A 14,395-nucleotide genomic window follows, 5' to 3' on the forward strand; every position below is an offset into this window, starting at 1 on the left:
GTGTCTAAGTTAGGAGGGACGTAATGGAATATACTAAAATAACAGAAGTGACAGAAAAGTTTGGTGTTTCTTCAAGAACGCTCCGCTATTATGATCAGGTTGGACTACTGAAAAGTGAGCGTCCGCCTTTTGAAAAATATCGCTTTTATGACCGCGAAAACATCAATCGTATTCAACAGATTTTAGTACTGCGTAAAATGCAAATTCCAATAAGAGATATTTTGAGGATTTATGAAAACCAGAGCATAGAAATCTTGGTGCAAAGCTTTGTGAATCGTATGGAGGCAATTGACAACGAAATCGATACGCTTTCCCAGCTAAAATCATATTTGAATGATTTTTTGAAAGCCATGACGGAACATGGAATCACACAGATATCTGCACTTCCTCTGCTATATGAGAAAGTTGAAAAAGAACTTTTCTCTAATCCAAAGCAGGATTTGACCATGGAGAAGCTGAATAACCTGTCGGACAAACTGGCAAAGCCACTGGATATGGATATTGTTGAATTACCATCTATGTTCGTGATTACCTCCATACTAACTGGAAGCGGCAGGTCAGAGATTGAGAATTTTTGCGACTGGCTATCTTCCAATCAAATCCCTTTTGGCAAACCAGGAAGCCGTACACTTTTTGAATACCAAAGTGGAGAGGAAATTGTTCTCATGCAAAGACTTACGGAAACTTTTGGCAATAGGGAAGGAAAGAACAGTTTATTAGAAGAAGGCCCTTTTGAAGGCCGGGAATTTTTAGGCGGTTTGTTCGCAGTTTCTTCAGCATATACAGACGAGGATTTAGGGGCTTTGCAACAACGTATGATTCAAAGCTTTGATGATAATCCGGGTTATGAGATTGATTTTTTGCATTCTGGGATTCTTCGACATGAAACGTTAATTGAATCGGTATTTTCTGCGGAAAGCAATCGGGAACGAATAAATCTTTACATTCCTGTTCGGCAGCGCAAGCCGAGCTTTACCGATTATCCGGAATTTGAACTTATTGATAATATTTCATTTGAAGAAATTGAGAATGCAAATCCGATTTTACAGGAATATACAGTTGATTTTCGTAAGATAACACAGATATATTATCCTCATTTTCAGATTCTCGAAAACGGAGAAGCTGAATTTATTGCCTGGATTTCTCAAAGGAAGCTGGATATCAACGTGGCAGTCAGACTTCCGTTTCGGATCGATATTGAATTTTTGGCAGAGGAAAAGAGTGAAGAGTATCTTTGGGGAACCACCGAAGGAAGCTTGTGGTTTTCCCATGGAAACTGTACCTATACTATGAATGCCGAAAACTATGCAGATATTGCTTTGAAGCAGCATGCGATAGTCTTTCAGCAACCAGTGCTGGAGAATGAGTACTCATATCCAAAAATTGGCGACATTCCTCATAACTGCTATAACAGGATGACGTGGATAGTAGGTGAAAAGCATTTTCCTGTTGTATTAAATGGTCAAGTTCGCTTTTGTGGTGTCAATTTTCCATATATGAATATGAATCTGCATCTGCAGGAACCCCAGTCCATTATCATCGGGACCAATGGACAAGGGAAAAAGCTGTTTCGTTCCATTAAAGTTTCACAGTTAAAAACGACACCCAAAACAAACACTATAAAGGGAACCATGCAAATCAATGTGAAACAAAGTAACAACACTTTACCGAATTTACGACAGATTGTACATGGTGAATACGGACAGAACTACTGGTTCAATGGATGTGCGGCTTATGTTATGGAGTGTTTAGGCGAATCAGACTATGACTACTGGCTTTTTGCGGGGTTGACAGGCGAAAATTTCATACAGATTTTTTCGAAGGATCATTTTCGTGGAGACGGTGTTATGGATTACCGGATGAGTGAACCTAGTAATCATTCTGTGGTGGAAGAAATTTTTAGGAAGATTGGATATGCGTCCACATTTGTTCCCCTTGCACAAATTCTTAAAAACAAAGAATTGTATATTCAGACTCTCATATCTTACATCGACAGAGGAATTCCAGTCATTATGAATGATTATGGGAATAACCCGCATAACCACTTTGGATTTGGGGTTTTAGTAGGTTATGAGAATTATGGGAAAACCCTGCTGTACATGTGTGGAGATAAAAAAGAGCCAGTACAGATTGCAACTGCAGATTTGTTGACAGATGATTATCAGAATGAAACAGGTCACTGCCATGGATGGTTGTTTATCGGTGAAAAGCAGGAAAACAGGGCTTTAGCCGAAATTTACCGGGAGCGGATTTTATCCCTGCCCCAGATGTTTGATTTTGAAAACAATTATTATTGTTTTGGAGTAAAGGCCTTTCTGACATGGGCGGACCAAATTGATGGTGGCATTTTTGAGCGGGTAAAATCAAGTGAATTTAACAACTCGGATATGTACACTGTGTATGTTTGCTGTCTGGCTACCAACAGCGGGGGCTGTAAAGGTTTTTTGGAAAAGACATTGGAACTGAATCCGGAGATGTCATTTATCAAAGAGGTAATTGCATTGTATGCACAAACAGGACACTACTGGAATGATGATAATGGAACAGACTTAGAAGCACTTGGCGGTGGTTTTAATGTCACACTGGAGGCTTTGCAGGATGAAACAAAGCGCAAAAGAATTGCACATAAACTGAGGAAATTTGCTGCTTGCATGAGACAGGTTGGTGACTTGATTGAAGGTTTTATATTAGAGCAAAAAGACTGACTGATAATGACTGATTGTCATAGCCTGCTTGAAAACAAGCGATTAAAAAGCAGACAGCGCAATCATTTGTTTGTCGAGATGGGGACGAAGAAGCTCATGACAGACTGTATAAGGAAGTGTGTGATTATATAAATGCTTCAGAAGTATTTCTTCAAAACTAGAGTGTAGTGGGATAAAAAAAGGAGTCACATGTATTTTATACGGGACAAACCAATGATTGTCTCCGTATGACCGAATAAATTCATATGAATTCCAACTGTAAAGTCGATAGGTATTAACGGAGAACAACCAGATCCTATCCCCTTGCAGCAGGATAGGAACGAACAGCTTGAAATAGAGCTGTTTTTTAGTACCATAAAAGTGTAATTGTTAAACGCATCATTTGGAGCCAAGAAGCATACTTCTCAGGTATGAAAAATCAAAAGATTCTCTTTTGTGCGACTGTACTGACCGCTCGATTGACTCCGGCAAAAGCGTTACAATTAATAAAAAGGCGATAAATGAAATTCCGGCTCCGAGCTGGCTCATACTTTTGCTTCTTTCGTCCTCCGAGCTGGAATCTCCCATATACGCCAAGGACGCGACGGACGTAGCGGATGACAAAATACCAGATAAACTGCGTGATAAACAGCGTCCAAAAGGATGAAGCCAAACCAAACAGGAACAAGCTGATAGCATAGCCTATAATACCAATGCTGATGATAGGCTTCCGGCCGATTCGGTCGGACAGCGCCCCCTAAAAAGGAGCGCATACTGTTTGCGTCAGCGCATATACGGCAGTAAGCCAGCCAAGCTCGTGGCCACCCGCACCGAGGTTTTCCATGTAAAATGGCATAACCGGAAGTATTAGGCTATATCCTAACGCAATCACAAATGTCGCAAGCTTCAAAGCGAAAATAAGCTTTTTATTCATTGAGCGTCACCGTCCCCGCCGCCCCGTCCACCGTTATCATTTGTCCGCTCTGGATGGTTCGTGTGGCGGTGTGTGTCGCCATGACAGCGGGGATGCCATATTCGCGGGCGACAATGCTTGAATGGCTGAGAGGGCCGCCAATGTCCGTTACAATCGCACTTGCGGAGGCAAACAACGGTGTCCATGCGGGAGTTGTGGTAACGGCAACTAGCACACTTCCAGACTGGAATCTTTCAAAATCTGCTGGGCTGTTCAGTACACAGGCGGGAGCAGTCACAACGCCAGCACTGGTGCCAATGCCCATCAACACAATTTTCCCATCTTTCCGCTTCTGTGGTACGTGTGATATGGCTTTTTCATTTTTCTCCGGCAACTTGGAGGGTGGCACATAACCCCGGTATTTTTTAAGTTCTGCTTTTCGAGCAGGTATCGCCTTGCTCATATTAAATAGAGGCATATTTTTATCCAACTGCGCTATGAGTGCTTCCAAATCCGATTTTGTCAGCCAGTAAATATCATCCAGATGTGAAATAGCTCCGCCGCGTATGAAGCGCTCTGAAATTTCCTGAAACATACGGCGAATCAGCGGATGCCCCATTCCCATCAAATAAATAGCGTTTTCACGCATGGGGGCGGTTTCCTGCGCCCAATGGAGCAACTTCAAAAACAGTTTTTTACGCGAGCCACCTATCTGTTGTAAAATCTCTTCTTCTGCCTGTTTCCTGCGCTTTTCAAATGTGGCTTGGCGTAAAAAAGGACTTTCCCCTTTTCCTTCCACGAATGTTTTTATGGATTCAAGGGTTGGTGTAAGCGTTTCTTGGGGTGTGGAATACGCGAAATCAAATTCATAAGCGGTACGCCCAAACTCTATAAAATACTGATTGATTCGATTTTTCCATTCTATCCATACTTCCTGCGAAACTCCGGCAGGCAGAACTGAGGACATGAAATCTTCCGCTATCTTTGTTGCCAGATTGTTTTGAAGATAAAGGTTGAGGGTGTTATTTTGCTTTACCCATTCCGAGAGGCTCCACAGGTTCTTTTCCGATTGCAGAGCAATCGTATCAAATCCGAGCAGGAAAACGGAAGTATCTGTTATACCGGCGCGGCGGGCTGCTCCCTGAAATAATTTTGTAAATAATGTTTCGCTGATAGAGGCGGCGGGTAATGTAAGTTGAATCCTTGTGAAATAAATACACGCGGCATAAAATACGGTCTGAATACCATCCATTATTTGATGGGTGTTCAGCGTATGCAGGGGCTTTTCTTCCCATTGCTTAATCACATCCTCAAATTCTTTTCGCGCCGCTTCCCAGCGTGGGACGCTGTTCGTGAGCACCCGGCGCAAAGAGCGGAGCGAAAGAGATTTGACAGCAATCAAAAGTGGTTTTGATTTAACGGAAAGATAGACATATCCGTTAATAATCGTGTATGCCCCGTTTTCCGGCAGTAGCTTTTTCGCGCTTTTATCAAACATATCTACCCATAAAAGCGCTGACGCACGGTTGACGATTTCAAGGCCAAGCGTGGCGAACAAGGGTGTAACAGGATTTGGCAAGTGTTCCGCCAGACTGCCCTTTGTGTATATAACATCTTTTTCCGGCAACACCCATTCCGGCGGCAAGACAGTAATGGGGCGAGCCTGAACAATATACAATTTATCTTTTTCCAGCGCCCACTCTACATCCATAGGCATTTGATAATACTTCTCAATTTTCTTTCCAAGCTGTGTCAGCCGCATGATTTGATTGCGGGTAAGAGCATGTTTCTTCTTTAACCGTTCAGAAACTGGGATTTCTTCTGTTCCGTCTGAGGTGCGAACCGTCATGATCTCTTTGTTTGCAGCTTCATACGATACAATTCGTTCGGCGTTCTTATCCACAACGATTGTATCGGGGGTGACTAAGCTGGAAACCACCGATTCGCCAAGTCCCCACGCAGCGTTAATAATCATTTCGCTACGTCTGCCATTGATAGGATTTAGCGTAAACATAACGCCGGACGCATCGGAAAACGCAAGCTTCTGTACTACAACGGCAAGCGCGACAACCTCCTGCTTTATATCATTCTTCACGCGGTAAGCAATAGCGCGAGCTGTCCACAGGGAAGCCCAGCACCGCTTTACAGCGGCAAGGACTTCATTCTCACCCTGTATGTTAAGATAAGTTTCCTGCTGGCCCGCAAAAGAAGCGTCGGGCAAATCTTCGGCGGTCGCGGAGGAACGGACAGCCACTGCGATATTCCCTAATTCGGCATAAGCGGTTTTAATTGCTGTCGACACTTCCTGCGGCATTTCTCCATTATGGAAAAGTATCACAATCTGCTTAGATACATCTTCAAGCTGTCTAGTATTGTTGGAGTCAATACCGTCCAGCAGCTTATTAATGTGAGGCTGGATATGGTTCCTCTCAACAAAAATCTGGTATGAGGCAGTCGTAACATGAAAGCCGTCCGGCACAGGGATTCCCGCTGTCAAGAGTTTTGATAAAGACATACCTTTTCCGCCGACCATTTCAAGGGTTGCCTGTTTATGAGCCAAGGGTAGGATATAATAAATCATAATCATTCACCTCCATCATTCATAATTCCGTGTAGAAATATATTGATTGTTTCATCTAGCATTTTTTCCGGACTGGCTGACGGTCGGGACGTGTAGACGATTGCTATAACGGAGTTAATTAACAAACGTACCATAAGATCGGCATCCGTTTTGCGAAAGATGCCTGCGGTCACTCCATTTTCAATCACGGATTTTATAATATCCTGATATGCGTAACGCGCAGCTTTCAGCCGCTTTTGATATTCTTCTTCTAAGTAGTCAGATTCTGTATTTAACCACATCAGTACAGTTCTATACTGCTTTGGCACTCCAAGATGATTAAGCATAATTTTTCTAAGGCACTGTTCCGGAGAGGATTCATCAGCAATAATCCTATGAACCTTTTGAATGGTTTCTTCTATTTCTTTCTCAACTGCGTATACAACAATCTCGTCTTTTGTTTTGAAAAAATCATACAGACTGGACTTTCCCATGTTTGCTAAAACTGCGATTTCCCGCATTGATGTTTTTTGAAATCCATTTTCAGCTATGAGGCGTAAAGCAACTCCGACTATTTCTTTCCGACGTGCTGCTTGTTGTTCGGGTGTAAGCATAATTCCTTTTGGCATGTGACGATACCTCCCTGTAGCGACCGACGGTCGTTTCTTGTATTCTCATTATATAGCGACCGTTGGTCGCTTGTCAAGATTGATTTTTTCAGTCTCTAGGAATTTATGTATTTTTCCAATTGTGGATAACTTTTAATCAAAATTAAGATACACCACTAAATAAGAGAAAAGGTGGTTATTAAATGAAAAAACGATACAACGTGTTTACGAAGAAGTTAACAAGAAACAGTAATATATTTTGAAATTAGAGAATTAAGATAAGAAGGCAACAGAAGCAGTATAATAAAAGCATCTTGTTAATATTAAGAGTTAGGGCATTAAAAATGGTTACATCCGACGGAGGCATTTGGAGTGAGTTTAGCAATTATCCGTGTCTTTTAGGCAAATTTCCGTTAAGATGGCGAATTGTTTGAGGCGTAGCCGAGTTATGAGCCATTAGGAAATTTGCCTAAAAGATGTGGTGTAATTGCTTAATGAACGTAACCGGCCGACATAGGGTGTAACCATTTTTTATTGTACTCAATACACGACGGAAAAAGATTCATTTCGGCCCTGCCACTAACCGGCAAGCAGGGCAAGTGTATTGACACTTGCACATTTTTAAGAATTCACCTGCGGTTAACTGTTAAAAATTGCTTGTTGGGGAGTGCCTTCCCCAAACCCTGAGACTTCGGGCCAAGTTGGCTCGAAGTCGTCCGGTAGTTCCGTCATTCTTATGTTAGCTTACAATGAAAAAATGAAGCGAGCTGTTCAGTCCGTCAATCAAGTGTTTCGAATAATCCCTAGCGGTTTAGCAGAACTTGATTGTAACCATCCCACCAGAATCACAGTTACGCAGTTCTAGTTGTGCTGCGTGCGTTTTTGCTACTTGTGCTGCAAACCAAAGGCCAAGGCCATTGTGTCCATCGGCGGTACGCGCTGCATCACCACGCCATAGGCGTTCTGTTGCATGGTGTAACGCCGTCTTGCTAAAGCCAGTGCCTTCATCACACACAGTGACTTGCCAGCCGCCATCTACCATGTTGCCTTCCAAATATATGTTTCCACCCGCCGGTGTATGCTCGATGGCATTCTGCACCACATTACCGAGAGCGCGAAGTAAATGGTCTTTCTGAATCCTCGCAGTACCCTCCAGGCCGTTTTGGGTTTGCAGATAAACCCTCTTGGCTTCTGAAATGGCCATTGTACTCTGGCAAAGCTCGTCAAACATGACGGGCAGGCTGGTGTTTTCAAATGCCTCATCCGCACCTACGGAGGTTTCCAGCAGGCTGGCAACATACTGCTTCGCCCGGTCGTTGCTTGCCGCAATTGTTTCAACCATTTTGCGGCTGCTCTCAGGCAGTTCTTCATCCAGCAGGAGTTCGGCGTTGCCTCCCACCAGGGTGAGCGGGGTTTTCAAATCATGCGCGAGTGCTGCTATTTCTGCCTCGCGTTCTTGCTGTGCTGCCCACTGGGAGGACAGGGAGCTGTACAATGCCTCCCGCATATGATCCATAGCACCGAGTGCCTGGTCGTACTCCCGTATGCCCGCGTGGGGAATTGCGAAATCCAGCTCCTGTGCGCCTACCTTCTCGCTCACCTCGCTGAACAGCTTCAGTTTGGCGGCAAGACGCCGACGGAGCCACAGGGTGTTAAACAGCAGACAAAGCACCAATGCCACACCAAGTGTGGCAAGCCATAGGTATTCAAATGGAGGCAGCATGTCGCGTATAACAGGGCTTACAAACTCTGCTCTGAAATACCAGTGAAAGATTATGGTGCTTCCATCCGTGTAGGTGTATCGCGAAACATGTATGTTGTATGAGTTTTCATGTAAAAACCCGGCTAGAACTTCCAACTTCTTTCCCTCTACGTTGCTTTCCAACACTTCGCCGTTTCGGCCAAACAAAGCGTACTCGGACAGAAAATCGTCGCCAGGAGAAACAAAAGTTTTTGGCTCTCTTGCCAGCATTTGTTCCACCTGTTGGTTGGAGACGTATCCTTGGTAAATAATGCCCGTGTTTTGAAGCCGCTCAAAGCAGAAATACCATACCAGGCAACATAACAGCATACAGCCAAGCATAACTATGGCAAAGCGCAAAAGCACAAAGGAAAGGTTTACAGAACACTGTCTTTTCGCCATTTGTAGCCCACCCCCCAAACGGTTTCTATGGGGCTGAGGTCGTCGGCTTTCAGCTTGACGCGGATATTTTTGATGTGCTCCGCAATGGCCGACGAATCGCCCTCGGCGTCAAAGCCGAAAACCGATTCGTATAATTGTTCTTTGGTAAACACCTGTCCGGCGTGCAGAACCAGGTGCTCACAGATAGCGTATTCGCTCTTGGTAAAGGGCAGTGTGTGTTCGCCCGCGATGGCCACTTTTCCCTGCATATCAAAGCGCACACCGCCCCGGTTCAGGGTGCGGGTCGGCTGGCGCATCTCCCGCCGAAGATGGGCGTTAACCCGTGCGCGCAGCTCCGCAATACTGAATGGTTTTTTAATGTAATCATCGGCGCCCAGGCCAAAGCCCTGTACAAGGGCCGCATCTTCCGCCTTGGCGGTTAAGAACAGGATGGGGCAATCCACCTCGGAACGGATACGGCTGCAAAGGGAAAAGCCATCCTCTCCAGGCATCATCACATCGAGCAGCAGAAGATCATACAGCTGACATCGGGCGGGCTGCACGGCAGCGGCATCAGCTTCGGTGTCTACCTGGTGGCCATCCTTTTTCAAGGCCGCTTGCACCAGGTCCAGCATATCAAGGTCATCATCGACCACTAACAGTTTCGGCATAGTCTATCCTCCTTATTTTATTCTTGTATAACTTTACCTTCCCATCTACTAAACCATAGTAGTGACAAAACTAGAACAATCGAAGTAATAATAATCAGAGAAATAATTCCAGGAAAAACAGGTGCACTTAAAAAGTCAAAATAATTTTTCAAAAACCGAACACCCCATTCCCAAGGAATTATCGGCCAAATTTTATCACCAATCGCATTTTCAAAGTAACCTGCTAAAATTGTACCAGATATCCCTAACAAAACAGAAATACTTGAACCTAACCGAAAAGCAATCAGTACGTGTAATAAATATAAAAATAAGTTGCTAAACAAAAATATATAAAATATGACAAGATATGAACCAAAGTGTGTTATGCTGATATCCAGAAACAAATTGACTCCAACATAGAAACATACTTCATATATTATCATACTTATGGCTGAAAGAAACAGCAGAAAGAACAATTTCCCTAGGTATACGCTTCTTCGTGACTCTACTAAACCCAGAGCATTTTGAATACCGTGTATATTTCTATCTAAATTAATTAAAATTGGCACAACAATACTAACAAAAATAGGATAACACATTTGTAATATAACGAAAAACAACCTCACATCAGGAATAATATGATATCCAGCAAAAGCGTAATAAACTAAAAATAATGTTGTAACCACTATAGGCAGTAACAGATGCAATAAAATAATTGGAGTTCGTTTGATTTTGGTAAAGTTAGAAAAAAACTCCCTCATAATAGTCATTTGCGATACACCTGCTTTCCGTACCAGCGCGAAAACAATGCTGAAAGAACCAGCATAGCAATCAAGGATATCAATACCAGCAACGAACTTTCTCCTAAATTTAAAATGTATCTTGAATCTGCTTCGACCAATAATCCGTTTGGCAAAACTCCAAATAATGTAATCATAAACCTCGCGGGCCAGCTATATGGGAAGAACCAAAACAAAGGCGTCAAGGAAAAAAACAAACCGCCGAACGCACTGGCGAACAAATTTATTATCACAGAACCAACAAATCCAATTTTTTGATCCAAAAACAAACAGAAAGGGATCTGCCATAATAAAGAGAACCACAATAAGCAGTATCCTAAAATATAATATCCGGTATGACCAATTGCAACTGAAACACCTGACAATATGCATTCAGAGATAACAGTGATAAACGATAGCAATAATGATATTATCAAAAGATTAAACGCTATCAAAATTGTTTTAGAAATAAATGTCTTCTTCAAGTCGATGGGCAAACTATAAAGAGTTCGGTATTGGTGTTTTTGATCCTTATTATTCACTGAATGACATAAAAACATAACAGACAAAGACGCAATAGGCATACACCAATTGCAAACGAGAGAGCTTGAAAAACCACCTAAACCAATACCAATAAATATAAATACCATAGATATTAAAATTAAAGCTACTGGAATGAATATAATGAGTTTTCTAAATAGGGAGCGTTTAAATTTCAAGTTTTCTGCTTTTAAATATGTTCGTAACATCAGTATGCACGCTCCTTTCTGATGATATCCATAAACAATTGTTCTAAATTTTCACTTGCATCAATTTTATCTTGATACAGGAGCGATCCGTTGTATATGATCCCTATGTCATCGGCAACTTGTTGTACTTCGCTTAAAATATGACTTGATATAATTACAGAAATCCCAGACTCCGCAAATGTTCGAATTATTTTCCTTAATTCTTCAATACCAAAAGGGTCTAACCCGTTTATAGGTTCATCTAAGACTAATAATTTAGGGTTATTTAGTAGCGCTAATGCTATACCCAATCTCTGTTTCATTCCCAACGAAAAATCGGATGTCTTTTTATTTTCAGCACCCATTAAGTCCATTTTTTGTAAAACTTCATTACATTTTCTTGTTGAAATCCCCATAAGAGTCGCTCGCACTTTTAAATTTTCAAATGCCGTTAAATTCTCATACAGTGGAGGGGATTCGATTAATGAACCAATATTCAATAAATCTTTTCGAGTCCAAGGGTGATTGTTGAATAATATTTCACCTGAAGTCGGTCTGATAATTCCTGTAATCATCTTCAACAATGTTGATTTGCCAGCACCATTAGGACCTAATAAACCGTATACAGAATTTTTTCTTACAGACATAGATAAATCTTTTATTGCATATGTCTTTTTAAATTTTTTAAAAACACTATTTGTTTTTATTATGTACTCATGCATCATAACTTCCTCCTTTTGATTTGTTACTGCTATGGTAACAGCCATTTTTAAGGATTTTATAAGGAAGCGGGTGCTTACTCAAAAATTCACCCCGGACAGCAGCTCGGTTAGCGCCACAACAACGTTTTTTTATTTTTCGTTGTTGTGGCGGTCATCGCTTATTAAGTTAAATTCTAAACAAGCTGAAATTTTATCTATTTTTTTCTGCGTTCACGATACTTCTTTATGATTAGATTTCTAATGACTATGAGAACTATCGCTGCAATAACGATGATTATGGTTTCCATAATAGAATTCTCCTTAATGGTTGCTTTTTTATCAAGAAAAAAATGAACAGTAAATTAATATTTTTGTTCAAAACCTCTTGCATGTTACGTAGCGTAATGTATTAAAATTGAAGTAACATGAAAGGGAAGGTGAACTTATATGAAAGATAATGATAGCGACAAAAATGACACACAAAAATTTGTTATAAAGACAAAACAAGGAGACGTTGAAATTTCATGGTCCTGTAACCAGAGGCCAGGGTTTTGCCCTCATTGTCACAAGTGCATTCCTTTGAACTCCATTGTATTTAAAAAAGAAAATGGAAATAGTGTCGAAACCTATTCGGGTATGGATGCAGTTAAGACGAAAAAACATGGCAGATTAAAAGAAGATAGCATAGATAATAATAGGCAGATTGGGGAATGTCCATATTGTCATAAGGCAATTCCCGTACGCAAGATTATATTCAAAAAAACAGGTGAGGAAGGACGGTAGATTCTGTTTTTATTTAAAACAGGTCAAAGCACGCGAAAGTGAATGATATGGAAAATAAAAAGGATTTGTTAACAATTGGAGAATTAGCACACATGGCTGGTGTAACAATACGTACACTTCAGTATTATGACCAGAAGAATTTACTGAAGCCAGTTGTTACAGAGGGTGGAAGAAGAAAATATACGCGTGATGATGTCTTACGTCTTGAGCAGATTTTATTTCTTAAATCATTGGGCTTTTCTTTAGATGAAATTGATACAAAGATACTGAAATATAATAATAAGGCTGACTTAGTGGAAGTATTCAGACAACAGCGAAAAGTTCTTATCGGACAGATTGAACACTTAAATAATATGGTGGATATGCTTGATGCGGCTATTGTTGAGACAAAAAATAGTCAGGAAATCAATATGGATTGCATTATTGCGATTATTGAGTCGATGAAACGAGGCAATTCATATGGATTCTTAGTGAGATATTTTAATAATGAACAACTGAAAAGCTTTGCAACTCGATTGTTTGACGTGTCTTATGGTTTGAATGCAAAAGAAGTGTTTGATAAACTACAAGAACTTTATGAAAAAGGTGTTGATCCAGAGGGGAAAGAAGGACAGTATCTAGCAAAACTCTGGTGGGATATGGTCAACGAATTTACATATGGAGACGTTGACTTATTGAAAGCAATGATTAATGCAGGTAGAGATATACAAAATTGGCCGGATGAAGTGAAAGATATTAAAAAGCCTATTGGAAGTTTTCTTGCAAAGGCACTCAATTCTTATATTTACAATAACAGTTTAGAAAAGAGTATAAGAAACTTATGGATGTTGAGCAAATAGAATAGTTACAATTAATAGTCATTTTGCCGCCAAGCCCCCACCAGGTTCAAACGACATCTTTTTTGACCGTTCAAGGCATGTGGAGTTTGATGTGAAGATAGAGAAAAAATAAATTTTCTTGATTCAATCTTTATGTCAACCATTTTTGAAAATGTCCCGAAAAACGTTAAACATTAGCACCAGTTTTTGCTGGTGCTTTATTACATTGAAACCTAAATTTTAAGGCATGGAAAACAAACCTTAGAATCAAATTAATTTCTAAGATAGAAAAACAATAAGAATTTTAAGCTGTGATTTCATTTTTATGGTGAACTTGCTGATTACAATACTGCTCAAATGAAGCTTGTTTCCACGGATGACTCATTGGTGGTATGTAACGTTTCTTTGGCTCCTTTGGAGCCTCAACCAAGTCAAAGTTCTTTGATGAAGGAGCATGGTTCGGAAGAAGTTCAAGCGCATAAACTTTTTCATTCACACAAAAATACAGTTCATTATTAAATGCCTTAATTACTACACCAGAGGTGCCTTTATGATAGTACACAGGGTAACCGTTAGTATCCACAGGCAGGTAATACTGTTTGTTATATTTTATGCAGCATCCGTTATCTACTTTTCTGCTAGCAAGCACTGCAAGAGTTAAGTTAATTTTTCCAAATTGGATTGCTTTTCAAACACAGATTTGATATTATCAACAGGTAAAGCAAATTGAACATTGAATTTTTTTATGTAGGAGTTTAAAAATTCATTTGAACGTATAGTGGTTGCTGAAACCTTTATTCCTTCAAATTCTTCTAAGAGTTCTGAGAAATGTGTAAGATTTGAATCTTCATATTTAGTTCTATATAAATCGACAATGTCTTGTTTGACTGTGTCATCAAGTGCTATAGCTGGCTTTCTTCCTCTATTACCATGTATAAAAAAAGATTTTCCTTCCTCCTTATAGCCCTTTATTAATCTGTTAATAGTTCTAACAGTACAACTCAACTCTATTGCTGGTCTCTGCTTGTTACCATTCTTATCGACTAACT

At 40.7% G+C, this 14,395-nt stretch carries 11 protein-coding genes and 1 pseudogene; 3 read left to right on the top strand and 9 right to left on the bottom strand.

Features of this window, described 5'->3' with window-relative positions; all coding sequences use genetic code 11:
- The first annotated feature begins 23 nt into the window (after positions 1–23).
- On the top strand, positions 24–2,705 hold the full coding sequence (locus CLORY_RS01060) for a MerR family transcriptional regulator (protein WP_079421713.1): 2,682 nt from the start codon (positions 24–26) through the stop codon (positions 2,703–2,705).
- Between the two features lie 736 nt (positions 2,706–3,441).
- On the opposite strand, the gene CLORY_RS23615 is transcribed toward CLORY_RS01060, so the two are convergent.
- The 8 genes from CLORY_RS23615 to CLORY_RS01100 all read right to left on the bottom strand — a co-directional run bounded on the left by CLORY_RS23615 (position 3,442) and on the right by CLORY_RS01100 (position 11,766).
- On the bottom strand, positions 3,442–3,618 hold the full coding sequence (locus CLORY_RS23615; protein WP_242954286.1) for an MFS transporter: 177 nt from the start codon (positions 3,616–3,618) through the stop codon (positions 3,442–3,444).
- Positions 3,611–6,178 (bottom strand): PEP/pyruvate-binding domain-containing protein, encoded by a 2,568-nt coding sequence (locus CLORY_RS01070; protein WP_079421714.1) that lies wholly within the window; start codon positions 6,176–6,178, stop codon positions 3,611–3,613. The genes CLORY_RS23615 and CLORY_RS01070 overlap by 8 nt, the downstream gene beginning before the upstream one ends.
- Before the next feature lie 2 nt (positions 6,179–6,180).
- On the bottom strand, positions 6,181–6,786 hold the full coding sequence (locus tag CLORY_RS01075; RefSeq protein WP_079421715.1) for a TetR/AcrR family transcriptional regulator: 606 nt from the start codon (positions 6,784–6,786) through the stop codon (positions 6,181–6,183).
- A 790-nt stretch (positions 6,787–7,576) separates the two neighbouring features.
- Positions 7,577–8,908: a HAMP domain-containing sensor histidine kinase gene (locus tag CLORY_RS01080; RefSeq protein ID WP_079421716.1), complete on the bottom strand. Its 1,332-nt coding sequence runs from the start codon at positions 8,906–8,908 to the stop codon at positions 7,577–7,579.
- A complete protein-coding gene (locus CLORY_RS01085; RefSeq protein WP_079421717.1) occupies positions 8,884–9,558 on the bottom strand; it encodes a response regulator transcription factor in 675 nt (224 codons plus the stop codon). Before CLORY_RS01085 ends, CLORY_RS01080 begins: the two co-directional genes overlap by 25 nt.
- Positions 9,559–9,575: 17 nt before the next feature.
- Complete coding sequence (locus CLORY_RS01090; protein WP_079421718.1) at positions 9,576–10,307, bottom strand: lantibiotic immunity ABC transporter MutG family permease subunit; 732 nt, start codon at positions 10,305–10,307, stop codon at positions 9,576–9,578.
- Positions 10,304–11,065, bottom strand: coding sequence for a lantibiotic immunity ABC transporter MutE/EpiE family permease subunit (locus tag CLORY_RS01095; protein ID WP_079421719.1), 762 nt, complete (start codon positions 11,063–11,065; stop codon positions 10,304–10,306). Before CLORY_RS01095 ends, CLORY_RS01090 begins: the two co-directional genes overlap by 4 nt.
- Positions 11,065–11,766 carry a lantibiotic protection ABC transporter ATP-binding protein gene (locus tag CLORY_RS01100; RefSeq protein ID WP_079421720.1) on the bottom strand — a complete coding sequence of 234 codons (702 nt, stop codon included), beginning with the start codon at positions 11,764–11,766 and terminating at the stop codon, positions 11,065–11,067. Before CLORY_RS01100 ends, CLORY_RS01095 begins: the two co-directional genes overlap by 1 nt.
- 426 nt (positions 11,767–12,192) lie before the next feature.
- Between CLORY_RS01100 and CLORY_RS01105 the strand changes: the two genes are divergently transcribed.
- Positions 12,193–12,528, top strand: coding sequence for a hypothetical protein (locus tag CLORY_RS01105; RefSeq protein ID WP_079421721.1), 336 nt, complete (start codon positions 12,193–12,195; stop codon positions 12,526–12,528).
- A 47-nt stretch (positions 12,529–12,575) separates the two neighbouring features.
- Positions 12,576–13,367: a MerR family transcriptional regulator gene (locus CLORY_RS01110; RefSeq protein WP_079421722.1), complete on the top strand. Its 792-nt coding sequence runs from the start codon at positions 12,576–12,578 to the stop codon at positions 13,365–13,367.
- Positions 13,368–13,650: 283 nt separating this feature from the next.
- On the opposite strand, the pseudogene CLORY_RS24305 reads toward CLORY_RS01110, so the two are convergent.
- Positions 13,651–14,129, bottom strand: a pseudogene (locus CLORY_RS24305) (ISNCY family transposase); the annotation flags it as partial.
- Between the last annotated feature and the right edge of the window lie 266 nt (positions 14,130–14,395).

This window comes from Clostridium oryzae, from assembly GCF_002029235.1.
Lineage (GTDB): Bacteria > Bacillota > Clostridia > Clostridiales > Clostridiaceae > Clostridium_AE > Clostridium_AE oryzae.